The sequence below is a fragment of the Streptomyces prunicolor genome, assembly GCF_045162825.1.
In the GTDB taxonomy this organism is placed as follows: domain Bacteria; phylum Actinomycetota; class Actinomycetes; order Streptomycetales; family Streptomycetaceae; genus Streptomyces; species Streptomyces prunicolor.
Genome location: NZ_CP108676.1, coordinates 9,426,727 through 9,446,648, shown reverse-complemented (window position 1 = coordinate 9,446,648; position 19,922 = coordinate 9,426,727). Strand labels below are relative to the sequence as shown.

17 protein-coding genes are annotated in these 19,922 nt (G+C 70.3%); 10 read left to right on the top strand and 7 right to left on the bottom strand.

Going from position 1 to position 19,922, the window contains the following annotated elements; translation table 11 throughout:
- The first annotated feature begins 105 nt into the window (after window positions 1-105).
- From galE to idi, 3 genes are all read left to right on the top strand, one after another.
- Window positions 106-1,077, top strand: coding sequence for a UDP-glucose 4-epimerase GalE (gene galE / locus OG588_RS42820; RefSeq protein WP_405951957.1), 972 nt, complete (start codon window positions 106-108; stop codon window positions 1,075-1,077).
- A 135-nt stretch (window positions 1,078-1,212) separates the two neighbouring features.
- A complete protein-coding gene (locus tag OG588_RS42815; RefSeq protein ID WP_405951956.1) occupies window positions 1,213-2,151 on the top strand; it encodes a cation diffusion facilitator family transporter in 939 nt (312 codons plus the stop codon).
- A 239-nt stretch (window positions 2,152-2,390) separates the two neighbouring features.
- Window positions 2,391-2,984: an isopentenyl-diphosphate Delta-isomerase gene (gene idi / locus OG588_RS42810; RefSeq protein ID WP_019058845.1), complete on the top strand. Its 594-nt coding sequence runs from the start codon at window positions 2,391-2,393 to the stop codon at window positions 2,982-2,984.
- A gap of 9 nt (window positions 2,985-2,993) precedes the next feature.
- Here idi and OG588_RS42805 read toward each other — a convergent pair whose 3' ends face one another.
- Complete coding sequence (locus OG588_RS42805) at window positions 2,994-3,515, bottom strand: ATP-binding protein (RefSeq protein ID WP_405953353.1); 522 nt, start codon at window positions 3,513-3,515, stop codon at window positions 2,994-2,996.
- Window positions 3,516-3,719: 204 nt separating this feature from the next.
- On the opposite strand from OG588_RS42805, the gene OG588_RS42800 reads away from it, so the two are divergent.
- The 4 genes from OG588_RS42800 to OG588_RS42785 all read left to right on the top strand — a co-directional run bounded on the left by OG588_RS42800 (window position 3,720) and on the right by OG588_RS42785 (window position 8,630).
- Window positions 3,720-4,463: an enoyl-CoA hydratase/isomerase family protein gene (locus tag OG588_RS42800; RefSeq protein ID WP_405951955.1), complete on the top strand. Its 744-nt coding sequence runs from the start codon at window positions 3,720-3,722 to the stop codon at window positions 4,461-4,463.
- 135 nt (window positions 4,464-4,598) lie between these two features.
- Window positions 4,599-5,468, top strand: coding sequence for an SCO6745 family protein (locus OG588_RS42795; protein WP_405951954.1), 870 nt, complete (start codon window positions 4,599-4,601; stop codon window positions 5,466-5,468).
- Window positions 5,469-5,561: 93 nt separating this feature from the next.
- Window positions 5,562-7,955 (top strand): Tex family protein, encoded by a 2,394-nt coding sequence (locus tag OG588_RS42790; protein WP_405951953.1) that lies wholly within the window; start codon window positions 5,562-5,564, stop codon window positions 7,953-7,955.
- A gap of 135 nt (window positions 7,956-8,090) precedes the next feature.
- A complete protein-coding gene (locus OG588_RS42785) occupies window positions 8,091-8,630 on the top strand; it encodes a DinB family protein (protein WP_405951952.1) in 540 nt (179 codons plus the stop codon).
- Window positions 8,631-8,690: 60 nt separating this feature from the next.
- Here the strand turns inward: OG588_RS42785 and OG588_RS42780 are convergent, their stop codons facing one another.
- Together OG588_RS42780 and OG588_RS42775 are read right to left on the bottom strand one after the other, a co-directional pair.
- Window positions 8,691-10,334: an ABC-F family ATP-binding cassette domain-containing protein gene (locus OG588_RS42780; RefSeq protein WP_405951951.1), complete on the bottom strand. Its 1,644-nt coding sequence runs from the start codon at window positions 10,332-10,334 to the stop codon at window positions 8,691-8,693.
- Between the two features lie 70 nt (window positions 10,335-10,404).
- A complete protein-coding gene (locus OG588_RS42775) occupies window positions 10,405-11,430 on the bottom strand; it encodes an oxidoreductase (RefSeq protein ID WP_405951950.1) in 1,026 nt (341 codons plus the stop codon).
- A 66-nt stretch (window positions 11,431-11,496) separates the two neighbouring features.
- Here OG588_RS42775 and OG588_RS42770 point away from each other — a divergent pair, with 66 nt between their 5' ends.
- Complete coding sequence (locus tag OG588_RS42770) at window positions 11,497-12,456, top strand: FAD-dependent oxidoreductase (RefSeq protein WP_405951949.1); 960 nt, start codon at window positions 11,497-11,499, stop codon at window positions 12,454-12,456.
- Window positions 12,457-12,594: 138 nt separating this feature from the next.
- Here OG588_RS42770 and OG588_RS42765 read toward each other — a convergent pair whose 3' ends face one another.
- Window positions 12,595-14,541, bottom strand: a complete 1,947-nt coding sequence (locus OG588_RS42765; RefSeq protein ID WP_405951948.1) for a Xaa-Pro dipeptidyl-peptidase — start codon at window positions 14,539-14,541, stop codon at window positions 12,595-12,597.
- Window positions 14,542-14,775: 234 nt separating this feature from the next.
- Here OG588_RS42765 and OG588_RS42760 point away from each other — a divergent pair, with 234 nt between their 5' ends.
- Complete coding sequence (locus OG588_RS42760) at window positions 14,776-16,263, top strand: M1 family metallopeptidase (protein WP_405951947.1); 1,488 nt, start codon at window positions 14,776-14,778, stop codon at window positions 16,261-16,263.
- A gap of 12 nt (window positions 16,264-16,275) precedes the next feature.
- On the opposite strand, the gene OG588_RS42755 is transcribed toward OG588_RS42760, so the two are convergent.
- Window positions 16,276-17,487 (bottom strand): erythromycin esterase family protein, encoded by a 1,212-nt coding sequence (locus tag OG588_RS42755; protein WP_405951946.1) that lies wholly within the window; start codon window positions 17,485-17,487, stop codon window positions 16,276-16,278.
- A 58-nt stretch (window positions 17,488-17,545) separates the two neighbouring features.
- On the opposite strand from OG588_RS42755, the gene OG588_RS42750 reads away from it, so the two are divergent.
- Window positions 17,546-18,307, top strand: a complete 762-nt coding sequence (locus OG588_RS42750) for a TioE family transcriptional regulator (RefSeq protein WP_405951945.1) — start codon at window positions 17,546-17,548, stop codon at window positions 18,305-18,307.
- On the opposite strand, the gene OG588_RS42745 is transcribed toward OG588_RS42750, so the two are convergent.
- On the bottom strand, window positions 18,304-19,236 hold the full coding sequence (locus tag OG588_RS42745; protein WP_405951944.1) for a PfkB family carbohydrate kinase: 933 nt from the start codon (window positions 19,234-19,236) through the stop codon (window positions 18,304-18,306). The genes OG588_RS42750 and OG588_RS42745 overlap by 4 nt on opposite strands.
- Window positions 19,237-19,372: 136 nt before the next feature.
- A complete protein-coding gene (locus OG588_RS42740; RefSeq protein WP_405951943.1) occupies window positions 19,373-19,852 on the bottom strand; it encodes a macro domain-containing protein in 480 nt (159 codons plus the stop codon).
- Window positions 19,853-19,922 lie beyond the last annotated feature (70 nt).

Genomic DNA, 19,922 nt, shown 5'->3' with positions numbered 1-19,922 from the left:
ATCATCATCGGGGATTCGGGGCCCGCCCGACAAACCGCACCCGTCAGACCGGGCATCGCGGGACATTGCGGAGGCCCTCTCCGCATCGACATAGGGTGAATGCCCATGACCTGGCTGATCACCGGCGGAGCCGGATACATCGGGGCCCATGTGGCACGGGCGATGGCGGACGCCGGAGAGCGTGTCGTCGCCCTCGACGACCTCTCGGCGGGAAACCCCGCGCGCCTCCCGGCGGACGTCCCGCTCGTCAACGGCTCCGCACTCGACGGCGACCTGCTGAAGCGGGTGTTCGCCGAGCACGGGGTGACGGGGGTCGTGCACCTCGCGGCGCGCAAGCAGGTCGCCGAGTCCGTGGCGCAGCCGACGTACTACTACCGGGAGAACGTGGGCGGCCTCGCGACCCTCCTGGACGCGGTCGCCGGCGCGGGCATCGAACGGTTCGTGTTCTCGTCCTCGGCTGCGGTCTACGGCGATCCGGGCGTCGACCTGATCACGGAGGACACCCCGTGCGCGCCGGTGAACCCGTACGGCGAGACCAAGCTCACCGGCGAGTGGCTGGTCCGGGCGGCGGGCGCGGCGCACGGCATCGACACCGTGTGCCTGCGCTACTTCAACGTGGCAGGCGCGGCGGCGCCGGAGCTGGCCGACACCGGGGTCTTCAACATCGTCCCCATGGTCTTCGACCGGCTCACCCGCGACGAGGCCCCGCGGATCTTCGGCGACGACTATCCGACCCCGGACGGCACCTGCATCCGCGACTACATTCATGTCGCCGACCTCGCCGAGGCGCACCTGTCGGCGGCCCGGCGGCTGTCCGACGGTAACGCGAGCGGCGATCTGACGGTCAACATCGGCCGCGGGCAAGGGGTTTCGGTCCGTGAGCTGGTCACGGTGATCGGCGAGGTCACCGGGGACCGGCGGCCGGCCGTGGTCGAGGCACGGCGCCCCGGGGACGCGCCGCGCGCGGTGGCCTCCGCCGAGCGGGCCGCCGTGGAGCTGGGGTGGACGGCTCGGCGCGGGGTGCGGGAGATGGTCGAGTCGGCGTGGCAGGGGTGGCGACTGCACCACATCCGGTGAACTTAGGCTGCCCTGACCTGCGATTTGTTTGCGCAGGTCAGGGCACATGACAACGGTGTTCAGTGCCGCGTTGCCCGATACCCCCCACCCGTAGTTCACTGGGGTTCCGGGTAGTCATCAGGAGGGCGGCGTTTCATGGGGGCAGGGCACGACCACGGGCACTCGCACGGCGCTCCCGTCACCGGCACGGCTGCGGCCGCGTACCGGGGCAGGCTGCGGGTCGCGCTGGGGATCACGATCACCGTGATGGTGGTCGAGGTCGTCGGCGGACTGCTCGCGGACTCCCTCGCGCTCATCGCGGACGCGGCCCACATGGCGACGGACGCGCTGGGCCTCGGCATGGCACTGCTCGCGATCAGCTTCGCGAACCGCCCGGCGACCGGCAACCGCACCTTCGGCTACGCCCGCGCGGAGATCCTCGCCGCGCTCGCCAACTGTCTGCTGCTGCTCGGCGTCGGCGGCTACGTCCTGTACGAGGCGATCCAGCGGTTCGTCACGCCGGCCGACACCGAGGGCGGGCTGACCATCGTGTTCGGTCTGATCGGCCTGGTCGCGAACATGATCTCCCTCACGCTGCTGGTGCGCGGCCAGAAGGAGAGCCTGAACGTGCGGGGCGCGTTCCTGGAGGTGGCCGCGGACGCGCTGGGCTCCCTGGCGGTGATCATCGCGGCCGTGGTGATCCTGACCACGGGCTGGCAGGCGGCCGACCCGATCGCCTCGCTCGCCATCGGCCTGATGATCGTGCCGCGCACCCTGAAGCTGCTGCGCGAGACCCTGGAGGTACTGCTGGAGTCGGCCCCCAAGGACGTCGACATGCAGGACGTGCGCGCCCACATCCTGGGCCTGGACGGGGTCGAGGACGTCCACGATCTGCACGCCTGGACGATCACCTCGGGCATGCCGGTGCTCTCCGCGCACGTGGTCGTCCGCACGGACGTGCTCAACGCCATCGGCAACGAGAAGATGCTCCACGAACTCCAGGGCTGCCTCGGCGACCACTTCGACGTCGAGCACTGCACCTTCCAGCTGGAGCCCCGCGGTCACGCGGAGCACGAGGCGAAGCTCTGTCACTGAGGACTGAGGACTGAGGACCGACGACTGCCGGAAGCCGGGACGGCTGACGGAAGCCGACGGAATCTGAGGGAAACCGACCAGGTCGGACGGAACGCAACCGTCCGGCGCACACTCATGTCCACACTCGCGCGACCCCACCCCCGGGCGGTTCCGCCGTCGCCGCGCCGGGCACGATGAACTGCCGGGAGTGCCGGATTCGTACGGCAGACTTGGCCCGTAGACCGAAGTGAAGGATGGGTATGCCGATCACACCTGCCACCGCGACGCACAGCTCGTCGAACGGCACCGCTGAAGCGATCTTGCTCGAACTGGTCGACGAGAACGGCGTGACGATCGGTACCGCGGAGAAGCTCGCCGCCCATCAGCCGCCGGGGCAGTTGCACCGCGCCTTCTCCGTCTTCCTCTTCGACGAGCAGGGCCGACTGCTGCTCCAGCAGCGGGCGCTCGGCAAGTACCACTCCCCCGGTGTGTGGTCCAACACCTGCTGCGGTCACCCCTACCCCGGCGAGGCGCCCTTCGCTGCGGCGGCCCGGCGGACGTACGAGGAGCTGGGGGTCTCCCCGTCGCTGCTCGCCGAGGCGGGCACGGTGCGCTACAACCACCCGGACCCGGACTCGGGCCTGGTGGAGCAGGAGTACAACCACCTCTTCGTCGGCATGGTGCAGTCCCCGCTGCGGCCGGACCCGGAGGAGGTGGGCACGACCGCGTTCGTGACCCCCGCCGAGCTGACGGAGCGGCACGCGAAGGACACCTTCTCGTCCTGGTTCATGACGGTGCTGGACGCGGCCCGTCCGGCGGTCAGGGAGCTGACGGGCCCGTCCGCAGGCTGGTGACCTCCTCCGCTACGGCACCTGCGCGGGCTTGAGCGGCAGGGCGGCCCAGATCACCTTGCCGCCGCTCGCCGTGTGCTCGACATCGCAGACGCCGCCCGCCTCCCGGGTCACCTCGCGCACCAGGAGCAGGCCCCGGCCGCCGGTCTCGTCGTGGTCGGCCACCAGGGCGGTCGGGCGGTAGGGGTGGTTGTCCTCGACGGACACCCGCACCCACTCGGCACCCACGGCGATCTCCACGGCGAGGGTCGGCGACAGCAGCACCGCGTGCCGGACCACGTTGGTGACCAGCTCGGAGACGATCAGCAACAGCCCCTGCAGCAGGTCGTCCGACAGGGGCACGCCCTGCCGGAAGAGCAGGTCCCGTACGGCGTGTCGCGCCTGCGGGACGGAGGCGTCGACGGCGGAGGCGGTGAACCGCCAGACTCCCTCGTACGGCAGCGGATCCGGCGGGGCAGGGGCCGGGAGGGGATCCGGGGGATCGTCCCTGCCGCCTTCTGGGCGTGGGCCTGACCCACGCCCGTGGTTCTCCATCGTCCGGTCGCCACCCTTGCGCTCGATTGTCACCACACCACGAGTGTTGGCAACGACCCGCGCCACCCCGGACGACTGAACAGAAGTCAGCAGTTATCGGACGCTTTCCGATCGTTGCCGCACGGCCCGGTCGACAGTGGGATCGCCCCTGTTCCCCTGGTGCCGACTTCGCGAACACTTCGGCTTGTCCGTAGCATCCGGCGCATGGAGCCCCGCCTGCTGCACGGCGTCACCGACGCGGTCGCCACCGTCACCGTCCACCACCCCGGCAAGCGCAACGCGATGACCGCCGAGATGTGGCGCGCACTGCCGCCACTGCTCGACACCCTGGCCGCCGATCCGGGCGTACGGGCGCTCGTGCTGACCGGCGAGGGCGGGACGTTCTGTGCCGGGGCCGACATCTCCACGCTGCGGGAGTCGGCGGATGAGGCGCAGGGGCTCGCGGTGCGCGCGGAGGAGGCGCTGGCCGCGTTCCCAAAGCCGACGCTGGCGGCGATCCGGGGTCATTGTGTGGGCGGCGGGGCGCAGTTGGCGGCGGCCTGTGATCTGCGGTTCGCGGAGGAGGGCGCGCTGTTCGGGGTGACTCCGGCGAAGCTCGGGATCGTGTATCCGGCGTCCGCGACCAGGCGATTGGTGTCGCTGGTGGGGCCGGGTGCCGCCAAGTACCTGCTGTTCTCCGGTGAGTTGATCGACGCGGAGCGGGCGCTGCGCACCGGTTTCCTCGACGAACTGCTGCCCGAGGGCGAACTCGCCAAGCGGGTCGCGGAGTTCACCCGGGTCCTGGTCTCCCGCTCACAGTTGACGCAGGCCGCGGCGAAGGAGTTCGCCAACGGCCGTACGGACAGGGGCGGTTACTGGGCCGAGCAGATGCGCGGCAGCGGTGACACCGCGGAGGGCGTCACCGCGTTCCTGGAGCGCCGGGCGCCGCACTTCACCTGGACTGCGTAAGGGGCTTCTTCTGCTGGTTCAGGATGAAGCGGCTGTTCGCTGCGCACGATCACCGCAATGACGGCACCCCGCCTTTCCCGCCCATCCGACGCCCACCCCTGGAGCCCGTACCAACCAGTCGGTAACGTGACCGTCATGACTACTGCCGCCGTCGATCCCCGTGCCGGACGCCGCTGCTACAACGCGCTCAACTCCCTGCACTCCACGCTCTACTTCTCCCCCGACCTGGGGAGGGAACTGACGGCCCTCGGGGTCAAGGACTCCCAGGCCATCAACTTCGCCGTGCGGGCGGCGGCGATGGGGCCGGTCGGGCCCGGCACGGTGACGGCGACCTTCTACAACTACAAGTACGACCTCGTGGCCCGGCATGTGCCCGCCGTGTGGGAGATCGCCTCCCCGGAGCAGGTCCTGCACGCACGCACGCGTGCCGTCGACGCGACCCTGCGGCGCCTGTTGGACGATGCCGTGGTGGAGTCGGAGGAGATGGCGGAGGCGGCGCGGCTGGCGCTGCGGGCCGCCGAGGCGTGTGCGCGCCCCGCCCGGCCGCTGTACGCCGCCCACGCCGATCTGCCGGTCCCCGAGGAGCCGCACCTGGCCTACTTCCACGCGGCCACGCTGCTGCGCGAGCACCGGGGTGACGGTCACCTGGCCGTCCTGATGTCCGCCGGGCTCGACGGCCTGGAGGCCGTGGTCACCCACACCGCGACCGGCAAGGGCATGAGCCCGAAGTGGGTGTTCGGCACGCGCGGGTGGAACCAGGAGGAGTGGGACGCCGCTTCGGGGCGACTGCGGGAGCGCGGGCTGCTCGACGGGGACGGCGAGCTGACGGAGGCGGGCGTCGCGCTGCGCGCCGAGATCGAGGCGGAGACGGACCGGCTGGACCGGGCACCGTACGAGCACCTGGGCGCCGAAGGGGTCGTACGTCTGACCGAGCTGGGGACCGGGTTCGCGCGGCTCGCGCTCGCGGCCGGGGCGTTTCCGCGGAATCTGCTCGGGAAGCGGTAGCCGGCGGACCCGCAGGACAGCGCCCTGATCCCCGGTTGTCGGTGTCACCTGCCACAATTGCCGCGCAACCTCAGTGGAGAAGGCGGTACGGGCGTGACGACACCCCTCGTAGGGTCCATCGAAGGCAGGATCGCCGAGGAGCTCGGCGTACGGGAGCGGCAGGTGAAGGCTGCCGTCGAGCTGCTCGACGGCGGTTCGACGGTGCCCTTCATCGCCCGCTACCGCAAGGAAGCGACCGAGATGCTCGACGACGCGCAGCTGCGCACGCTCGAGGAACGGCTGCGCTATCTGCGGGAGTTGGAGGAGCGGCGGACCGCGATCCTCGAATCGGTGCGCGAGCAGGGCAAGCTCACCGAGGAGCTGGAGGCGCAGATCCGGGCCGCCGAGACCAAGGCGCGCCTTGAGGACATCTATCTGCCCTACAAGCCCAAGCGGCGGACGAAGGCCCAGATCGCGCGCGAGGCCGGCCTGGAGCCGCTCGCGGAGGGCCTGTTGGGCGACCCGTCCGTGGAACCGCTGGCCGCGGCCGCCGCGTTCGTCGACGCCGACAAGGGTGTCGCCGATCCGCAGGCCGCGCTCGACGGCGCCCGGGCGATCCTCACCGAGCGGTTCTCGGAGGACGCCGACCTGATCGGCGAGCTGCGCGAGCGGATGTGGGGGCGCGGGCGCCTCGCCGCGAAGGTGCGCGACGGCAAGGAGGAGGCGGGCGCCAAGTTCGCCGACTACTTCGACTTCTCGGAGCCGTTCACCGCGCTGCCCTCACACCGCATCCTCGCGATGCTGCGCGGCGAGAAGGAGGACGTCCTCGACCTCGTCCTGGAGCCCGAGGAGGACACCGAGGGGCCTTCCTCCTACGAGGGGATGGTCGCCCACCGCTTCCAGATCCTCGACCGGGGCCGTCCCGGCGACAAGTGGCTTCAGGACACGGTCCGCTGGGCCTGGCGCACCCGCATTCTCGTGCACCTCGGCATCGACCTGCGGCTGCGGCTGCGTACGGCGGCCGAGGACGAGGCCGTCAACGTCTTCGCCTCGAACCTGCGGGACCTGCTGCTCGCCGCACCGGCCGGCACCCGCTCGACGCTGGGCCTCGACCCCGGTTTCCGTACGGGTGTGAAGGTCGCCGTCGTCGACGCGACCGGCAAGGTCGTCGCCACGGACGTGATCTACCCGCACGTCCCGGCCAACAAGTGGGACGACGCCCTCGCCAAGCTGGCCCGCCTCGCCGCGCAGCACTCGGTCGAACTGATCGCGATCGGCAACGGCACGGCGTCCCGCGAGACCGACAAGCTCGCCGGTGAACTCATCACCAAGCACCCGGAGTTGAACCTCACCAAGGTGATGGTGTCCGAGGCCGGCGCGTCCGTGTACTCGGCGTCCGCGTTCGCCTCTGCCGAACTGCCCGACATGGACGTGTCGTTGCGCGGCGCCGTCTCCATCGCGCGCCGACTCCAGGACCCCCTTGCCGAGTTGGTGAAGATCGACCCCAAGTCGATCGGTGTCGGCCAGTACCAGCACGACCTGTCCGAGGTGAAGCTGTCCCGTTCGCTGGACGCGGTGGTCGAGGACTGTGTGAACGGCGTCGGTGTCGACGTCAACACGGCCTCCGCGCCGCTGCTTTCCCGCGTCTCCGGCATCACCTCCGGCCTCGCGGAGAACATCGTGTCGCACCGCGACGCCAACGGTCCCTTCAAATCGCGTACGCAGCTCAAGAACGTGGCGCGGCTGGGCCCGAAGGCGTACGAGCAGTGCGCGGGCTTCCTGCGCATCCGGGGTGGCGACGACCCGCTCGACTCGTCCAGCGTGCACCCCGAGGCGTATCCCGTGGTGCGGCGGATGGTGAAGACGGCGGGCAGTGAGGTGGCCTCGCTGATCGGCAACACGTCCGTGCTGCGCTCGTTGAAGCCGACGGAGTTCGTGGACGAGACGTTCGGTCTGCCGACGGTGACCGACATCCTCAAGGAGCTGGAGAAGCCGGGGCGCGACCCGCGGCCCGCGTTCAAGACGGCCACGTTCAAGGACGGCGTCGAGAAGATCTCCGACCTCGCCCCCGGGATGGTTCTGGAGGGCGTCGTCACCAACGTCGCCGCGTTCGGGGCGTTCATCGACATCGGGGTCCACCAGGACGGTCTGGCGCATGTCTCCGCCCTGTCGAAGACGTTCGTCAAGGACCCGCGGGACGTGGTGAAGCCGGGTGACATCGTCAAGGTGAAGGTCCTCGACGTGGACATCCCCCGGAAGCGGATCTCGCTGACGTTGCGGCTCGACGACGAGGCGGTGGCCTCCGGCGGGGAGCGGCGACAGCAGGGTGGGGGTGGCGAGCGTCGGCAGCAGGGCGGTGGGCGTCCGCCGCAGCAGCGCCAGCAGCAGCGGCAGGGCGGTCAGGGTGGTGGATCGCGGCAGGCGGCTCCGCCGCCGGGCAACAGTGCGATGGCTGATGCTCTGCGGAAGGCGGGGTTGCTGGACCCGGGTAAGAAGGGCAAGCGCTGACGGCTTCGCCGATCAGGTTGTGGGGAAGCTGCGGGTCCGTTGTGGCTGGTCGCGCAGTTCCCCGCGCCCCTGGGGTGTGGAGGCTGGGCGGCGGAAATTGGTGGACGTGGATCGTCTCGCCGACAGACTGGGGGCATGATCTCACCGGACTACAAAGCCGACCTGCGCGTCTTTCTGCAGGACTCGCGTGACGCGCTGCTGGGGCTGGTCAAGCATCTTGCCGGGGTCGAGGCGTTCTACTTCGGGACGGTGTTCGGGCGACCGGTCGACGGGCCGGCGTTGTGGATCGCGGGGGACGCCGAGCCGAACGCGGATCTGTGGGCGACCCCGGACGAGACACGCGAGCAGATCGTCGGCGACTATCGGCGGATCTGCGCGCACTCGGACGCGACGATCGAGGCACTCCCCCTGGACGCGGTCGGCCGCATGCCCGGTGAAGGCGGCGCCCAACTGACCCTGCACCGCACCCTCGTCCACATGACGTACGAGACATCCCGGCACGCCGGCCACGCCGACGTCGTACGGGAAATCATCGACGGGACGGTGGGGCAACGGGCCGGGGGAACGAATATGGCTCCGGGCGACGCGAGTTGGTGGGCGCAACATCGGGACCGGGTAGAGCAGGCCGCAAAGGAGGCCGAGCGCCTCAACTCCGGTGCGAACCGCGCCCCTTAAGGGGCGCGGGGAACTGCGCGACCAGCCACGACGAACCCGCAGTGAACGAACAACCGGACGTCACCGCTGTTCCGTCACCTTCCCGTCCGCCACCTCCAACCGCCGAGTCACCTGAACCGCATCCAGCATCCGCCGATCATGGGTCACCAACAGCAGCGTGCCCTCGTAGGCGTCCAGTGCCGACTCCAGTTGCTCGATGGCAGGCAGGTCGAGGTGGTTCGTAGGCTCGTCCAGGACGAGGAGATTCACCCCGCGCCCCTGAAGCAGCGCCAGCGCAGAGCGCGTGCGCTCACCCGGTGACAGCGTCCCCGCCGGACGCATCACGTGGTGTGCCTTGAGCCCGAACTTGGCCAGCAGTGTGCGGACTTCGGCCGGCTCCGTGTCCGGCACGGCCGCGCAGAACGCGTCGAGCAGGGACTCCGTACCGTGGAACAACTGCCGGGCCTGATCGACCTCGCCCACCAGGACACCCGAGCCGAGCGCCGCATGTCCCGCGTCCAACGGGATACGGCCGAGCAGCGCGCCGAGCAGCGTCGACTTGCCCGCTCCGTTCGCGCCGGTCACCGCGACCCGGTCCGCCCAGTCGATCTGGAGGGACACCGGTCCGAAGCTGAAGTCGCCGCGCCGTACCTCCGCGTCCCGCAGTGTCGCGACGACCGAGCCGGAGCGCGGCGCGGACGCGATCTCCATCCGCAGCTCCCACTCCTTGCGGGGCTCGTCGACGACATCGAGACGTTCGATCATCCGCTGCGTCTGCCGCGCCTTCGCCGCCTGCTTCTCGCTCGCCTCGCTGCGGAACTTGCGGCCGATCTTGTCGTTGTCGTTGTTCGCCTTGCGGCGGGCGTTCTTGACGCCCTTGTCCATCCAGCCGCGCTGCATCTGCGCACGGTCCTGGAGCGCGGAGCGCTTGTCGGCGTACTCCTCGAAGTCGTCGCGGGCGTGCCGACGTGCCACGTCCCGCTCCTCCAGGTACGCCTCGTAGCCGCCGCCGTAGAGGTTGATCTGGTTCTGGGCCAGGTCGAGTTCGAGGACCTTGGTGACCGTGCGGGTGAGGAACTCGCGGTCGTGCGACACGACGACCGTGCCGGCGCGCAGGCCGGAGACGAAGCGTTCGAGGCGCTCCAGGCCGTCGAGGTCCAGGTCGTTGGTGGGCTCGTCGAGGAGAAAGACGTCGTAGCGGGAGAGCAACAGAGAAGCCAGGCCCGCTCTCGCCGCCTGGCCGCCGGACAGGGACGTCATCGGCTGGTCGAGGTCGATCGCCAGGCCCAGGGAGTCGGCGATCTCCTCGGCCCGTTCGTCGAGGTCCGCGCCGCCGAGGTCGAGCCAGCGTTCCAGGCTCGACGAGTACGCGTCGTCGGCGCCGGGTGCGCCGTCCACCAGAGCCTGGGTGGCCTCGTCCATCGTGCGTTGCGCCTCGGCGACTCCCGTGCGGCGGGCCAGGAACTCGCGCACGCTCTCGCCCGGGCGCCGCTCCGGCTCCTGCGGGAGATGTCCTACGGTCGCTGTCGGCGGGGAGAGGCGCAACTCGCCCCCTTCCGGTGCGAGCAGGCCGGCGAGCATGCGGAGCAGGGTGGACTTGCCCGCGCCGTTGGCACCGACAAGGCCGATCACATCGCCGGGGGCGACGACGAGGTCGAGCCCGGTGAACAGGGCGCGGTCGCCGTGTCCGGCGGCGAGATTCTTGGCGACGAGAGTGGCAGTCATCAGACCGTCGATCCTAATCGGTCCCCTTCGCCGTCCGCGCCGCGGATTTCCCCCGCTCGCGCCACGGTTTTCAGCGGGCCATCGCCTCCACCAGCACACTCCCCGTGGTGCGGGCCACGACGAAGGACTCGCCCCTGACCGCCTTCGCGTCCAGCGCGATGCGGTGGCTGCCGGGTTCCAGGACGCCGTCGAAGACGTCCCGCGTGTGGCTGCGGTAGAGGCGGTCGAGACGGTACGCCGTGACGCGCACCCGGCACGGCGAGGTGACCTCGATGCCCGCCTCGCCGTCGGCGGCGACCAGGCGAGTCAGGCGGTGCTGCTCGGCGGGGCGGCGGTCCAGGGCGTGTTCGATCTGGGCGACGAGGAGCGGGACGATGGGGGCGAGGCCGTCGACGTACGCGACATCGACGCCCGCGCGGTCGAACGCGGCCTGTACGGCGGCCCGTTCGGCCTGAGTGACGGCCCGGCCGAAGGCCACGGCGCCGTAGCCACGCAGTTCGTCGGCGGGGACGTGGGTCGCGTCGCCGGTGATGTCGGCGCCGATGCCGATGGCGCGCAGCGCGGCGGCGAGCTTGTTCAGGACGGCGACGCGGGCGCCGATCAGCAGGACCCGGCGTTTGGCGACCGGGGGCTCGGTGCCGTCGATGAGGGAGTCGAGGGCCGCGCGGTACTCGGCTCCGGCGAAGCGGAAGGGCCCTATGCCGTGGTAGCCGTTGCGCTCCAGGTCGGCGTGTTCGTCGGTCTGCCAGGCGAAGTCGCGCCAGATGAAGTCGGTGCCGTCCCGCTGGATGACGGCGGTGACGGCACCACAGGCGAGGTCCTCGCACTCGGGGCAGCCGTAGATGACGTAGCGACCGCCCTCCAGTGGGGCGTCCGTCTCCAGGAGGAGGCTGCGGACCTGGGCGGTGAAGATCGCGGGCGGGACGTCGGAGGCGAGCGGGGAGACGGCGTCCAGGTCGGTGAGCTGGAACAGCAGCGGGCGGCCGTCGACGATGAAGTCGACGAAGTCGCGGTGCACCTGGTAGCCGCCGTCCGCGAGGACTTCACCGGCACGCATCGCCGGTGCCAGGCCGAAGGCCGCGTATTCGGCAGACATGCTGTGAGTATCCCCAGCGCGAGGGCGATGTGAGCACGGCATGGCGTATTCCGCTACCGTCCGCGCATGGAGACCGGTGTGAACGGCGATGTGATCGTGGTCGGCGGGGGCGTCATCGGGTTGACGACGGCCGTGGTGCTGGCGGAGCGCGGTGCCCGGGTGCGGGTGTGGACGCGGGAGCCTGTCGAGCTGACGACCTCGGCGGTCGCGGGCGCGCTGTGGTGGCCGTACCGGATCGAGCCGGAGGCGCTCGTCGGTGAGTGGGCGCTCCAATCGCTCGCGGTGTACGAGGAGTTGGCGGCGCGGCCCGAGGAGACGGGCGTACGCATGGTCGAGGGTGTACAGGGCGAGACGCAGCTGGACGAGCTGGGGCCGTGGGCGGCCCGGGTGCCGGGTCTGCGGCCGGCGCTGGCCGAGGAGTACGCGGGCGGCGGGCTGTGGGCGCGGTTGCCGCTGATCGACATGCCGACCCATCTGCCGTGGCTGCGGGGGCGGTTCCTGGAGCTGGGCGGGACCGTCGAGGAGCAGTCCGTGGTGGATCTGACGGAGGTGCCGGCGGCCGTCGTGGTCAACTGCACGGGGCTGGACTCCCTGGACCTCGTGCCCGATCGCTCGGTGCGGCCGGTGCGCGGGCAGTTGGTCGTCGTGGAGAACCCGGGGATCACGACCTGGCTGACGTCCGTCGGCCACTCGGCGGACACGTCCACGTACTTCTTCCCGCAGCCGGGCGGGCTGATCCTGGGCGGCACGGCCGAGGAGGACGCCTGGTCGATGACGCCCGATCCGGCAGTGGCCGAGGCGATCATTGCCCGCTGCGCGGCGATCCGGCCGGAGATCGCCATGGCGCGCGTACTGGAACACCGGGTGGGCTTGCGGCCCGCGCGGCCCTCGGTCCGGCTGGAGCGTGAAGTGCTGCGGGACGGGCGGGTGTTGGTGCACAACTACGGTCACGGCGGGGCGGGGATCACTGTGGCGTGGGGGTGTGCGCGGGAGGCTGCGGGGCTGGTGGAGGCGGGCGCGAGGTGAGGGGTCGCGCTGTTGGTCGGGAGCGGGGAGGGTGCCCGGTGAAAGTGTGACACTTTCCCTTAAAGTGTCACACTTTCACCGGGAGGGTGTCGGGTCCGCCGACGTCGGCATCGACGAGGGGCCGGGACGGGGTACTCCTTACGGCATCCGCTGGCCCCTGCTCGGTGCGCGCACGCCGTCGAGTGTCGTGGCCGCCGGTGCGCTGGTGGTCGTAGCGCCCGCCGTGGCCTTCGCGAACGCCGACGCGCCCCCGACGAGCGGGAGTTGGGCCGAGGTGCGCGACAGGTTCAGAGTGAGGGTCGGGGTGCTGGACGGCGGATCGATGAGGTCCTTGTCCGTGCCCGCGACGATCAGGGCGAGGCGGTGTCCGGCCGGGACGACGTGGTCGGTCGCCGCCAGGTCGAGGGTGATGGTGTAGGCCTTGCCCGGGGTGAGCGGTACGCCCTTCGTGGCGGAGGCGTAGTTGCCGAGGTCGGCCCAGCCGCGGCTGACGACGTTGTAGTCGACTGCCTTGGTCTTGGCCTGGGTTGCCAGGAAGCAGGCGCTGTCACCGGCCGTGCTCTCGCCCCAGCAGGTGCGGTTCGTGAGCGTGGTGATGCCCTCGGCGGAGTCGGCGTAGTCCCGGATGATGTCGGGTCCGACATCCACAAGTACGGCCGACAGATGGGCCGTTGAGGTCGTGGGCGTCGCAGTGATCGTCACCTTCGAGGAGCCCGACAGGCGCAGGTCCTTCGTGAGCGGCCCGGTGACGAAACCTGCCTTGTCCGCCGTCGACTCGTCGATCGCGGCTGCCCAATCCGTCTCGCTCTCCTGCGGGTTGTCCGTGAACGTCTCGGTGCCCGCGCCGGTGCGGAGGCCGAGCGTCCCAACGCCCGCCTCGGTGCCCTGCGCCGGGTGGAGCGTGGTCGTCGCGGCGCCGCTCGGCGGCCAGGTCGCGGACGTGACCCACTGGTCGGGGTGGCGTTCGACGTCGGCCATCGGCTGGCGGTCGATTCCGTTGTCGTAGCCGAGGAGTTCGTGGTCGAACCAGCGGTGCAGGGTGTCCACGAAGTCGGCGCGACGGTAGTCGAAGGGGTCGACGTGGCCGGTCTGGGAGAGCCAGATCTTGCGCTCGACGCCGTTCTTGGCGAGGGCGTCCCACCACTGGCCGAAGTTCTTCGTGCGGACGTTGAGGTCCTGCATGCCGTGCACGAGGAAGACGCTGGCCTTGACCTTGCTCGCGTCCTTGACGTAGTCGCGTTCGGTCCAGAAGGGCGTCCAGTCGCCGGTGCGCGGGGCTCCGTCGACGATCTTCTGCTGGACGGCGGCGCACTTGGCCTGCGCGTCCGGGCTGTCGACGTAGCCGGAGAGCCAGTCGGGGCCGGAGTCGTAGAGCGGGGCGCCCTTGGCGAAGTAGTAGTCGTACCAGGAGGAGATGGCGCTGATCGGGACGATCGTCTTCAGGCCCTGCACGCCGGTGGCGGCGACGCCGTTGGCGATGGTGCCGTCCCAGCTCTTGCCGATCATTCCGGTCTTGCCGTTGGTCCAACTCGCTTGGGTGCGTGCGGTTCCGGTGCGTGTCGTGTACGCCTTGGCGCGTCCGTTGAGCCAGTCGACGACGGCCTTCGCGGACTGGACGTCGGAGCGGCCGCCGACGTCGACGCAGCCGTCGGAGCGGTTGGTGCCGGCGAGGTCGACGCCGACGAAGGCGTAGCCGCGGGGCACGAAGTAGTTGTCGTAGAAGAGCGGCATCTGGACAACGTTGCCGCTCGCGTCGTACGTCTTCAGCTGGCTCTCGTTGCCGCGGCCGCAGCAGGAGTAGTAGGGGCTGGCGTCCATGATGACGGGGACTTTGCGGCCCTGGCGGGCGGGTTCGCTCGGCCGGACGATGTCGACGGCGACCCGGTCGGTCTTTCCGTCACCGTCGCCGTCGAGTCCGGTGTCCACCCAGACGGCCTCGCGGATGGCCTTCGCGTAGGAGTAGACCGGTTGGCTCTCCTGCGGGGCGCTCTGGGCCGCTGTCGGGGTGAGGAAGGCGGCCAGGAGGGCGGTGATCCCCGCGGTCGCGAGCGATCTCCAGATCGTGAAGCGCGTGCGTTTCGGCATGCGCGGACGGTACATCGGTCAACTCCCGTGCTGGAAGAGGCACTCGGGGCCCAACGGGGGTCATGACGGCCGAATGGCGATCGTGTGACAGGAGGTGCCGTGGACAGGCGCGGGGCCACAGGGGGTGAATAGGCTCCGTACAGACTTCGTGAACCGACCCCTACGGCTCTTCGACCTTCGTGGACCCCCACGGCTCTCCGAACCTCTCGTGGAGCCCTACGACTTGGAGTTCTCGTGCACCGCAGAATCATCGCGCCGGGCGCACTCGCGGCGGCCTCGCTCATGCTGGCGATCCCGGCGTCGGCGGCAAGCTACTCTCCCGGCGCTCCGGGCATCGGCGACCCCTACTACCCGGCGTACGGCAATGGCGGATACGACGTCTCGCACTACGACCTCAGGCTTCAATACCAGCCCACCACCGATGAGTTGGCGGGCACGGCGACGATCCTGGCGAAGACCACGCAGGATCTGTCCCGCTTCAACCTCGACTTCCTGCTGGATGTGAGCGAGGTGCGGGTGAACGGCGCTGCGGCGACGTTCGCGACCTCGGGCCAGCACGAGCTGGAGATCACCCCGAAGACCCCGCTGCCGAAGGGCACGCCGATCACGGTCGTGGTCCGCTACAGCGGGGTGCCGTCGACGAAGAGCGCGTACGGCTTCAACACGTGGCACCGCACGCCGGACGGGGCGGTCGCGGCGGACGAGCCCGAGTCGGCGTGGTGGTGGTTCCCGAGCAACGACCACCCCAGCGACAAGGCCACCTACGACGTGTCGGTGGCCGTGCCGAACGGCACCCAGGCCATCTCCAACGGCACGCTCCAGTCGACGAGTTCACAACTCGGCTGGACCCGCTACAACTGGCGCCAGAACAAGCCGCAGGCCACCTATCTGGCCACGCTCGCCCTCGGCAGGTTCGACATCACGACCAGCACCTCGGACGGCGGCGTCCCCGTCATCAACGCCTACAGCAAGGATCTCGGCGACAACGACGGGGCGGCGCGGGCGAGCGTCGAGCGCACCGGGGAGATCGTCGACTGGCTGAGCGGCTACTTCGGTCCGTATCCCTTCAGCACGGCCGGCGGGTACGTGCCGAACACGACCACCGGGTACGCGCTGGAGACCCAGACCCGCGTCTACTACAGCCAGAAGCAGTTCGCGAACGGCGCCAACACCTCTGTCGTGGTGCATGAGTTGGCCCACCAGTGGTACGGCGACGACGTGTCGCTGAAGGGCTGGAAGGACATCTGGATCAACGAGGGCTTCGCGCGGTACGCGCAGTGGCTGTGGTCCGAGCACGAGGGCGAGGGCACGGCGCAGCAACTCGCCGACTACGTCTACGCCTCGCATCCGGCGGACGACGCGTTCTGGACGATCGCGCCGGGTGACCCCGGTCCGGAGGACCAGTTCGAGCTGCCGGTCTACGACCGGGGTGCGCTGGCCATCCAGGCGTTGCGGAACGAGATCGGTGACGACGCGTTCTTCGCGGTTCTGAAGGGGTGGCCGAAGGAGCACGCGTACGGCAACGCGTCTGTCGCGGACTTTCGGGCCTACGCCGAGCAGGTGTCGGGGAAGTCGCTTTCCGCACTCTTCGACACGTGGTTGTTCCAGCCGACGAAGCCTGCGGCTCCGGCCGCGCGGAGTGCGTCGATCACGAAGGCGGGTGTGGCCCCGGTGCGGCCGAAGTCCTGGAAGAAGATCGCGGCTACGAACGACGTGCACTAAGACCTGTCGACATCAGGCGCCCTTGCCGGAAGCCGTGTCCTTGACGAACACGATCCCGTCGATGCCGGCCAGGTGTGCGGGGTCCAGCGGGGCGTAGCCGTACCAAGGGGACACACGAGGGACGGGCGTCGGGTCGGCGAGCGCGGTGGCCAGTCGGCGGGCGTCGACCAGGCAGCGCTCCTGCGGGAGCGCGTACAGCAGTCCCTCGACGGTGTCCGGGGGCGGGGTGTCCACCCCCTGGTGGCGGATCGTGCCGAGGGCCGTGGCCAGGAAGGCGTACTCCTCGCCCATCCGGGCGGCGACGATCGCACCGGCGCTCCACCACTCCAGCGGCAGGCCGCCCATCCGCATCGTGCTCCGGTTCCGCTGAAGGTGGCCGTTGTGGGCGTTCACCAGCGTCGGGCTCCGTTCGGCGGCGGCGAGCAGGTTGGCGGCCATCATCGAGTCCCGCAGGGCGACCAGTCGCGCCATGCGGCTCGGTGATGGGTCGGCCATCGCGGAGTGGTAGCGCAGCAGCCCGACCGCGGTACGTCCGTACAGGCGCGCCCGGTGCCACTCGTCCGGTGTGGACGTGGCGACCAGGTGTGGTGTCCGGGTGTCGAGCAGGGCCACCAAGTCATCGGCGAGCAGACGGAGTTGCCGGGCTTCGGGGGCCCGCCCCACGGACCGGGACGGGTCCCTCATAGCGGCGGGTTCGGTCCACCGGTCGTCGGCGCCGAGCAGTTCGCCGAGGGTTTCCGCGGTGCAGGGAAGGAGGGCGTCGTCGACCCTTGCGGTGAGGTAGGTGTGGAGTGCGGTGAGGGCCTGCCGCGGGCTCGCGGCGGCGGTGATCTCCAGCGGGCCGTCGAACCCGGCGAACCGCACCTGCTCGGACTCGGGCCGGCCCTCGTTGAACGCGCGCATCCAGCGCACCAGTTCGCGGTTGGCCGCGAAGGCGCCCCACTCATGGCTGAAGCCGCGCTCCATGACCTCGTCGAGGGTGCCGGTGCCCGAGGTGACGTGGTCGTCGACGATCAGGCCCATCAGACAGTCGCTCTCGATGGCGATCGTCCGGTATCCCTCCTGCTCGACGAGGTGACGGAAGAGCTCGTTCCGTACGTCGAGCAGAACGTCCTCGCCGTGGGTGGGCTCACCCAGGGCGAGCAGCCGTGGCCTGGTCGGGAGCAAGCTCATGACGGCAGCGGGGTCGACGGCGTGGACGGCAGCTGTGACAGCAGGAGTCATACCTTCAACGCTATCGTTGAACCAACGGTTGAAACTTTTGGTGAACAGCGGCAGGACAGTGAAGCGAAACCTTCAAAGCAGTGGTCGGCTCAGGCCGGTCGACCTGGCGCGCGGGCACGGTCTGTCGACGCAGGCGGTCCGCAACTACGAAGCGGCCGGGATCCTTCCGGTCGCCGAACGCTCCGCACACGGCTACCGCACCTACACGCCCCGGCACGCTCAAGCCCTGCACACGTTTCTCGCGCTCGTGCCGGGACACGGCCACCAGACGGCGACAGCGGTCATGCAGGCGGTCAACCGTGACGCCGTCGAGGACGCGCTTCGGCTCATCGACGAAAGTCACGTACAGCTTCTCGACGACCGCCGCACCCTCCAGGCGGTCGAGGCCGCGCTCCGCGACCTCCGGCCCGTACCGGAGGAACGCGGCGACACGTTCGTGGGCCCGCTGGCGCGAAGGCTCGGCATCCGCCCGGCCACCCTGCGCGCCTGGGAGCGCGCCGGTCTGGTCCAGCCGCGCCGCGACCCGCGCACGGGCTACCGGATCTACGGCCCGGTCGACGTACGCGACGCCCTCCTGGTCCACCAGCTCAGACGGGGCGGTCACCTGCTCGAACAGATCGCCCCGCTGATCGCCCAGGTCCGTTCCGCCGGAGGCGTCGCGCCGCTCGCATCGACGCTGCGCGACTGGCAGGCCCGCCTCTCGGCCCGCGGGCGCGCCCTGCTCACCGGCGCCGCCGCACTGGACGCCTACCTCGGCCGTCCACCGGCGCACGGAGCCGGGCCGAGCGTATCCGCCACCGGCTCGTCGGCCACGGTCTAGTGCGGGGTGGCGACCGTCGAGGCCTCCAACTCCCCGACCTGCAGGAGGAGTTCGTCCCGGCCGATCGCATCGACCTCCGTCGACGGCACCGTGCACGCGTACGCCCCGGCGACCGCGCCGTACCGGGCGCACCGCTGCGGGGACTCCCCGTTCAACCGGCCGAAGAGGAAGGCGGCGGCGAAGGCGTCGCCCGCGCCGTTGGAGTCGACGACCGGTCTGCGGGGTGTGGTGGTCGGGATGTGGGTCACCTCGTCGTCGGCCAGCAGATACGCGCCCTCCGCCCCGGCGGTGGCGACGACCAGCTCGGCCCGGCCCCGCTCGGCGATCGCACGCATCGTGCGTTCCGGGGTGCCGGTCAGTGCGGTGGTGGACAGGAAGACGATGTCCGCCGCGAGGGCGAACTCCTCCTGGTACGGGTTCTCGCCGTCCCAGTTGTGCAGGTCCGTCGAGATCGTCGTGCCGGACTCGCGGAGCAGCGGCAGGGCGTGGGCGCAGGGCTGGGTGATGGAGACATGGGCGTGGCGGCTCGCCTCGGCGAGGGCGCGGACCGTGGGTTCCGGGAGGCGGTCGTCGGGATGGGCGCGGGTCGCGTCGTAGAGGGAGAGGCGCCTGCCGTCGGGGCCCACGAGGTTGACCGCGCGCTTGGTGCCGGCGGGCTGCGGGACTTCGGTGAGCGGGATGCCGTGGTCGCGGTGCAGCGCGCGGACCAAGTCGCCCTCGGGGTCGGCGCCAAGCAGGTCGAGGTGGTGGGTGCGCAGGCCCAGCGTGGTCAGGCCGAGGGCCACGAAGTCGCCGGTCTGCCCGGCGCGGGTGCGGATGCCGGGGTCGATCATGTAGCTGTCGGCGTACGGAAGCGGCAGTTCGGGGACGTGGACGATGGTGTCGACGCCTGCGCCGCCGAGGACGAGGACGTCGATGTCACGGCTCATGGCTCTCCCCGTCGAAAGCCTCATGGCTCTGCATGTCGGATGCGAGCAGCGAGTCAAACAGGCGGCGGCGATCACCGCAAGGAGTTGCGCAAGACTCCGCAAACTCTTTCAGCCCGGCAGGAGTTGGGGCGGCGGCTCAGTCCCCGTGGTCGTACACCGTCACCGCGATCCCCCGCCGCACCAGCCGCTCGGTGATCAGCGGTTCGACGCGCGACCACTTGCCGCCCGCGAGGCCGCACCCGATGCGGGGCAGGTGCACGGACGCGCCGAGCTCGGCCGCGCGGTCGGCCAGCAGGCCCAGCGCCATGTCGATCGCCTCGTAGCGCACGGGCACGCCCTTGCTGCCCGTGCGTATACCGCGCTGGCCGATCATGTTGGCCACCCACACATGGCGCTCGACCTGGACGAGCTGGATCGCGCCCAGCCCGAAGTCGTTGACGGCGCGGTCCCGGTGCCAGGACCGGTACGCCTTCTCCGGCTCCGGCCAGCGGCGCGACACCGCCAGTACGAAGCCCTTTCCCCAGCCCCCCAAGTCGTTGCAGACATGCGCGATCACCTTGACGCCCTTGACCGACGGAACGGTCGCGTCACCCCGGACATAGTTGATCTCCCCCATGACATTCACCGTAGACGGCACCACTGACAACGGGCCTGCGGTGGTTTCACAGCACTGGTGAGACAGCGAT

Excerpts from the sequence above, each read along its gene's own strand:
- idi (WP_019058845.1), top strand. The coding sequence starts at position 2,391 with ATGCCGATCACACCTGCCACCGCGACGCACAGCTCGTCGAACGGCACC.
- OG588_RS42755 (WP_405951946.1), bottom strand. The coding sequence starts at position 17,487 with ATGACTCCTGCTGTCACAGCTGCCGTCCACGCCGTCGACCCCGCTGCC.
- OG588_RS42770 (WP_405951949.1), top strand. The coding sequence starts at position 11,497 with ATGGAGACCGGTGTGAACGGCGATGTGATCGTGGTCGGCGGGGGCGTC.
- OG588_RS42805 (WP_405953353.1), bottom strand. The coding sequence starts at position 3,515 with ATGGAGAACCACGGGCGTGGGTCAGGCCCACGCCCAGAAGGCGGCAGG.
- OG588_RS42780 (WP_405951951.1), bottom strand. The coding sequence starts at position 10,334 with ATGACTGCCACTCTCGTCGCCAAGAATCTCGCCGCCGGACACGGCGAC.
- OG588_RS42785 (WP_405951952.1), top strand. The coding sequence starts at position 8,091 with ATGATCTCACCGGACTACAAAGCCGACCTGCGCGTCTTTCTGCAGGAC.
- OG588_RS42800 (WP_405951955.1), top strand. The coding sequence starts at position 3,720 with ATGGAGCCCCGCCTGCTGCACGGCGTCACCGACGCGGTCGCCACCGTC.
- galE (WP_405951957.1), top strand. The coding sequence starts at position 106 with ATGACCTGGCTGATCACCGGCGGAGCCGGATACATCGGGGCCCATGTG.
- OG588_RS42775 (WP_405951950.1), bottom strand. The coding sequence starts at position 11,430 with ATGTCTGCCGAATACGCGGCCTTCGGCCTGGCACCGGCGATGCGTGCC.
- OG588_RS42795 (WP_405951954.1), top strand. The coding sequence starts at position 4,599 with ATGACTACTGCCGCCGTCGATCCCCGTGCCGGACGCCGCTGCTACAAC.
- OG588_RS42740 (WP_405951943.1), bottom strand. The coding sequence starts at position 19,852 with ATGGGGGAGATCAACTATGTCCGGGGTGACGCGACCGTTCCGTCGGTC.
- OG588_RS42815 (WP_405951956.1), top strand. The coding sequence starts at position 1,213 with ATGGGGGCAGGGCACGACCACGGGCACTCGCACGGCGCTCCCGTCACC.
- OG588_RS42745 (WP_405951944.1), bottom strand. The coding sequence starts at position 19,236 with ATGAGCCGTGACATCGACGTCCTCGTCCTCGGCGGCGCAGGCGTCGAC.
- OG588_RS42765 (WP_405951948.1), bottom strand. The coding sequence starts at position 14,541 with ATGCCGAAACGCACGCGCTTCACGATCTGGAGATCGCTCGCGACCGCG.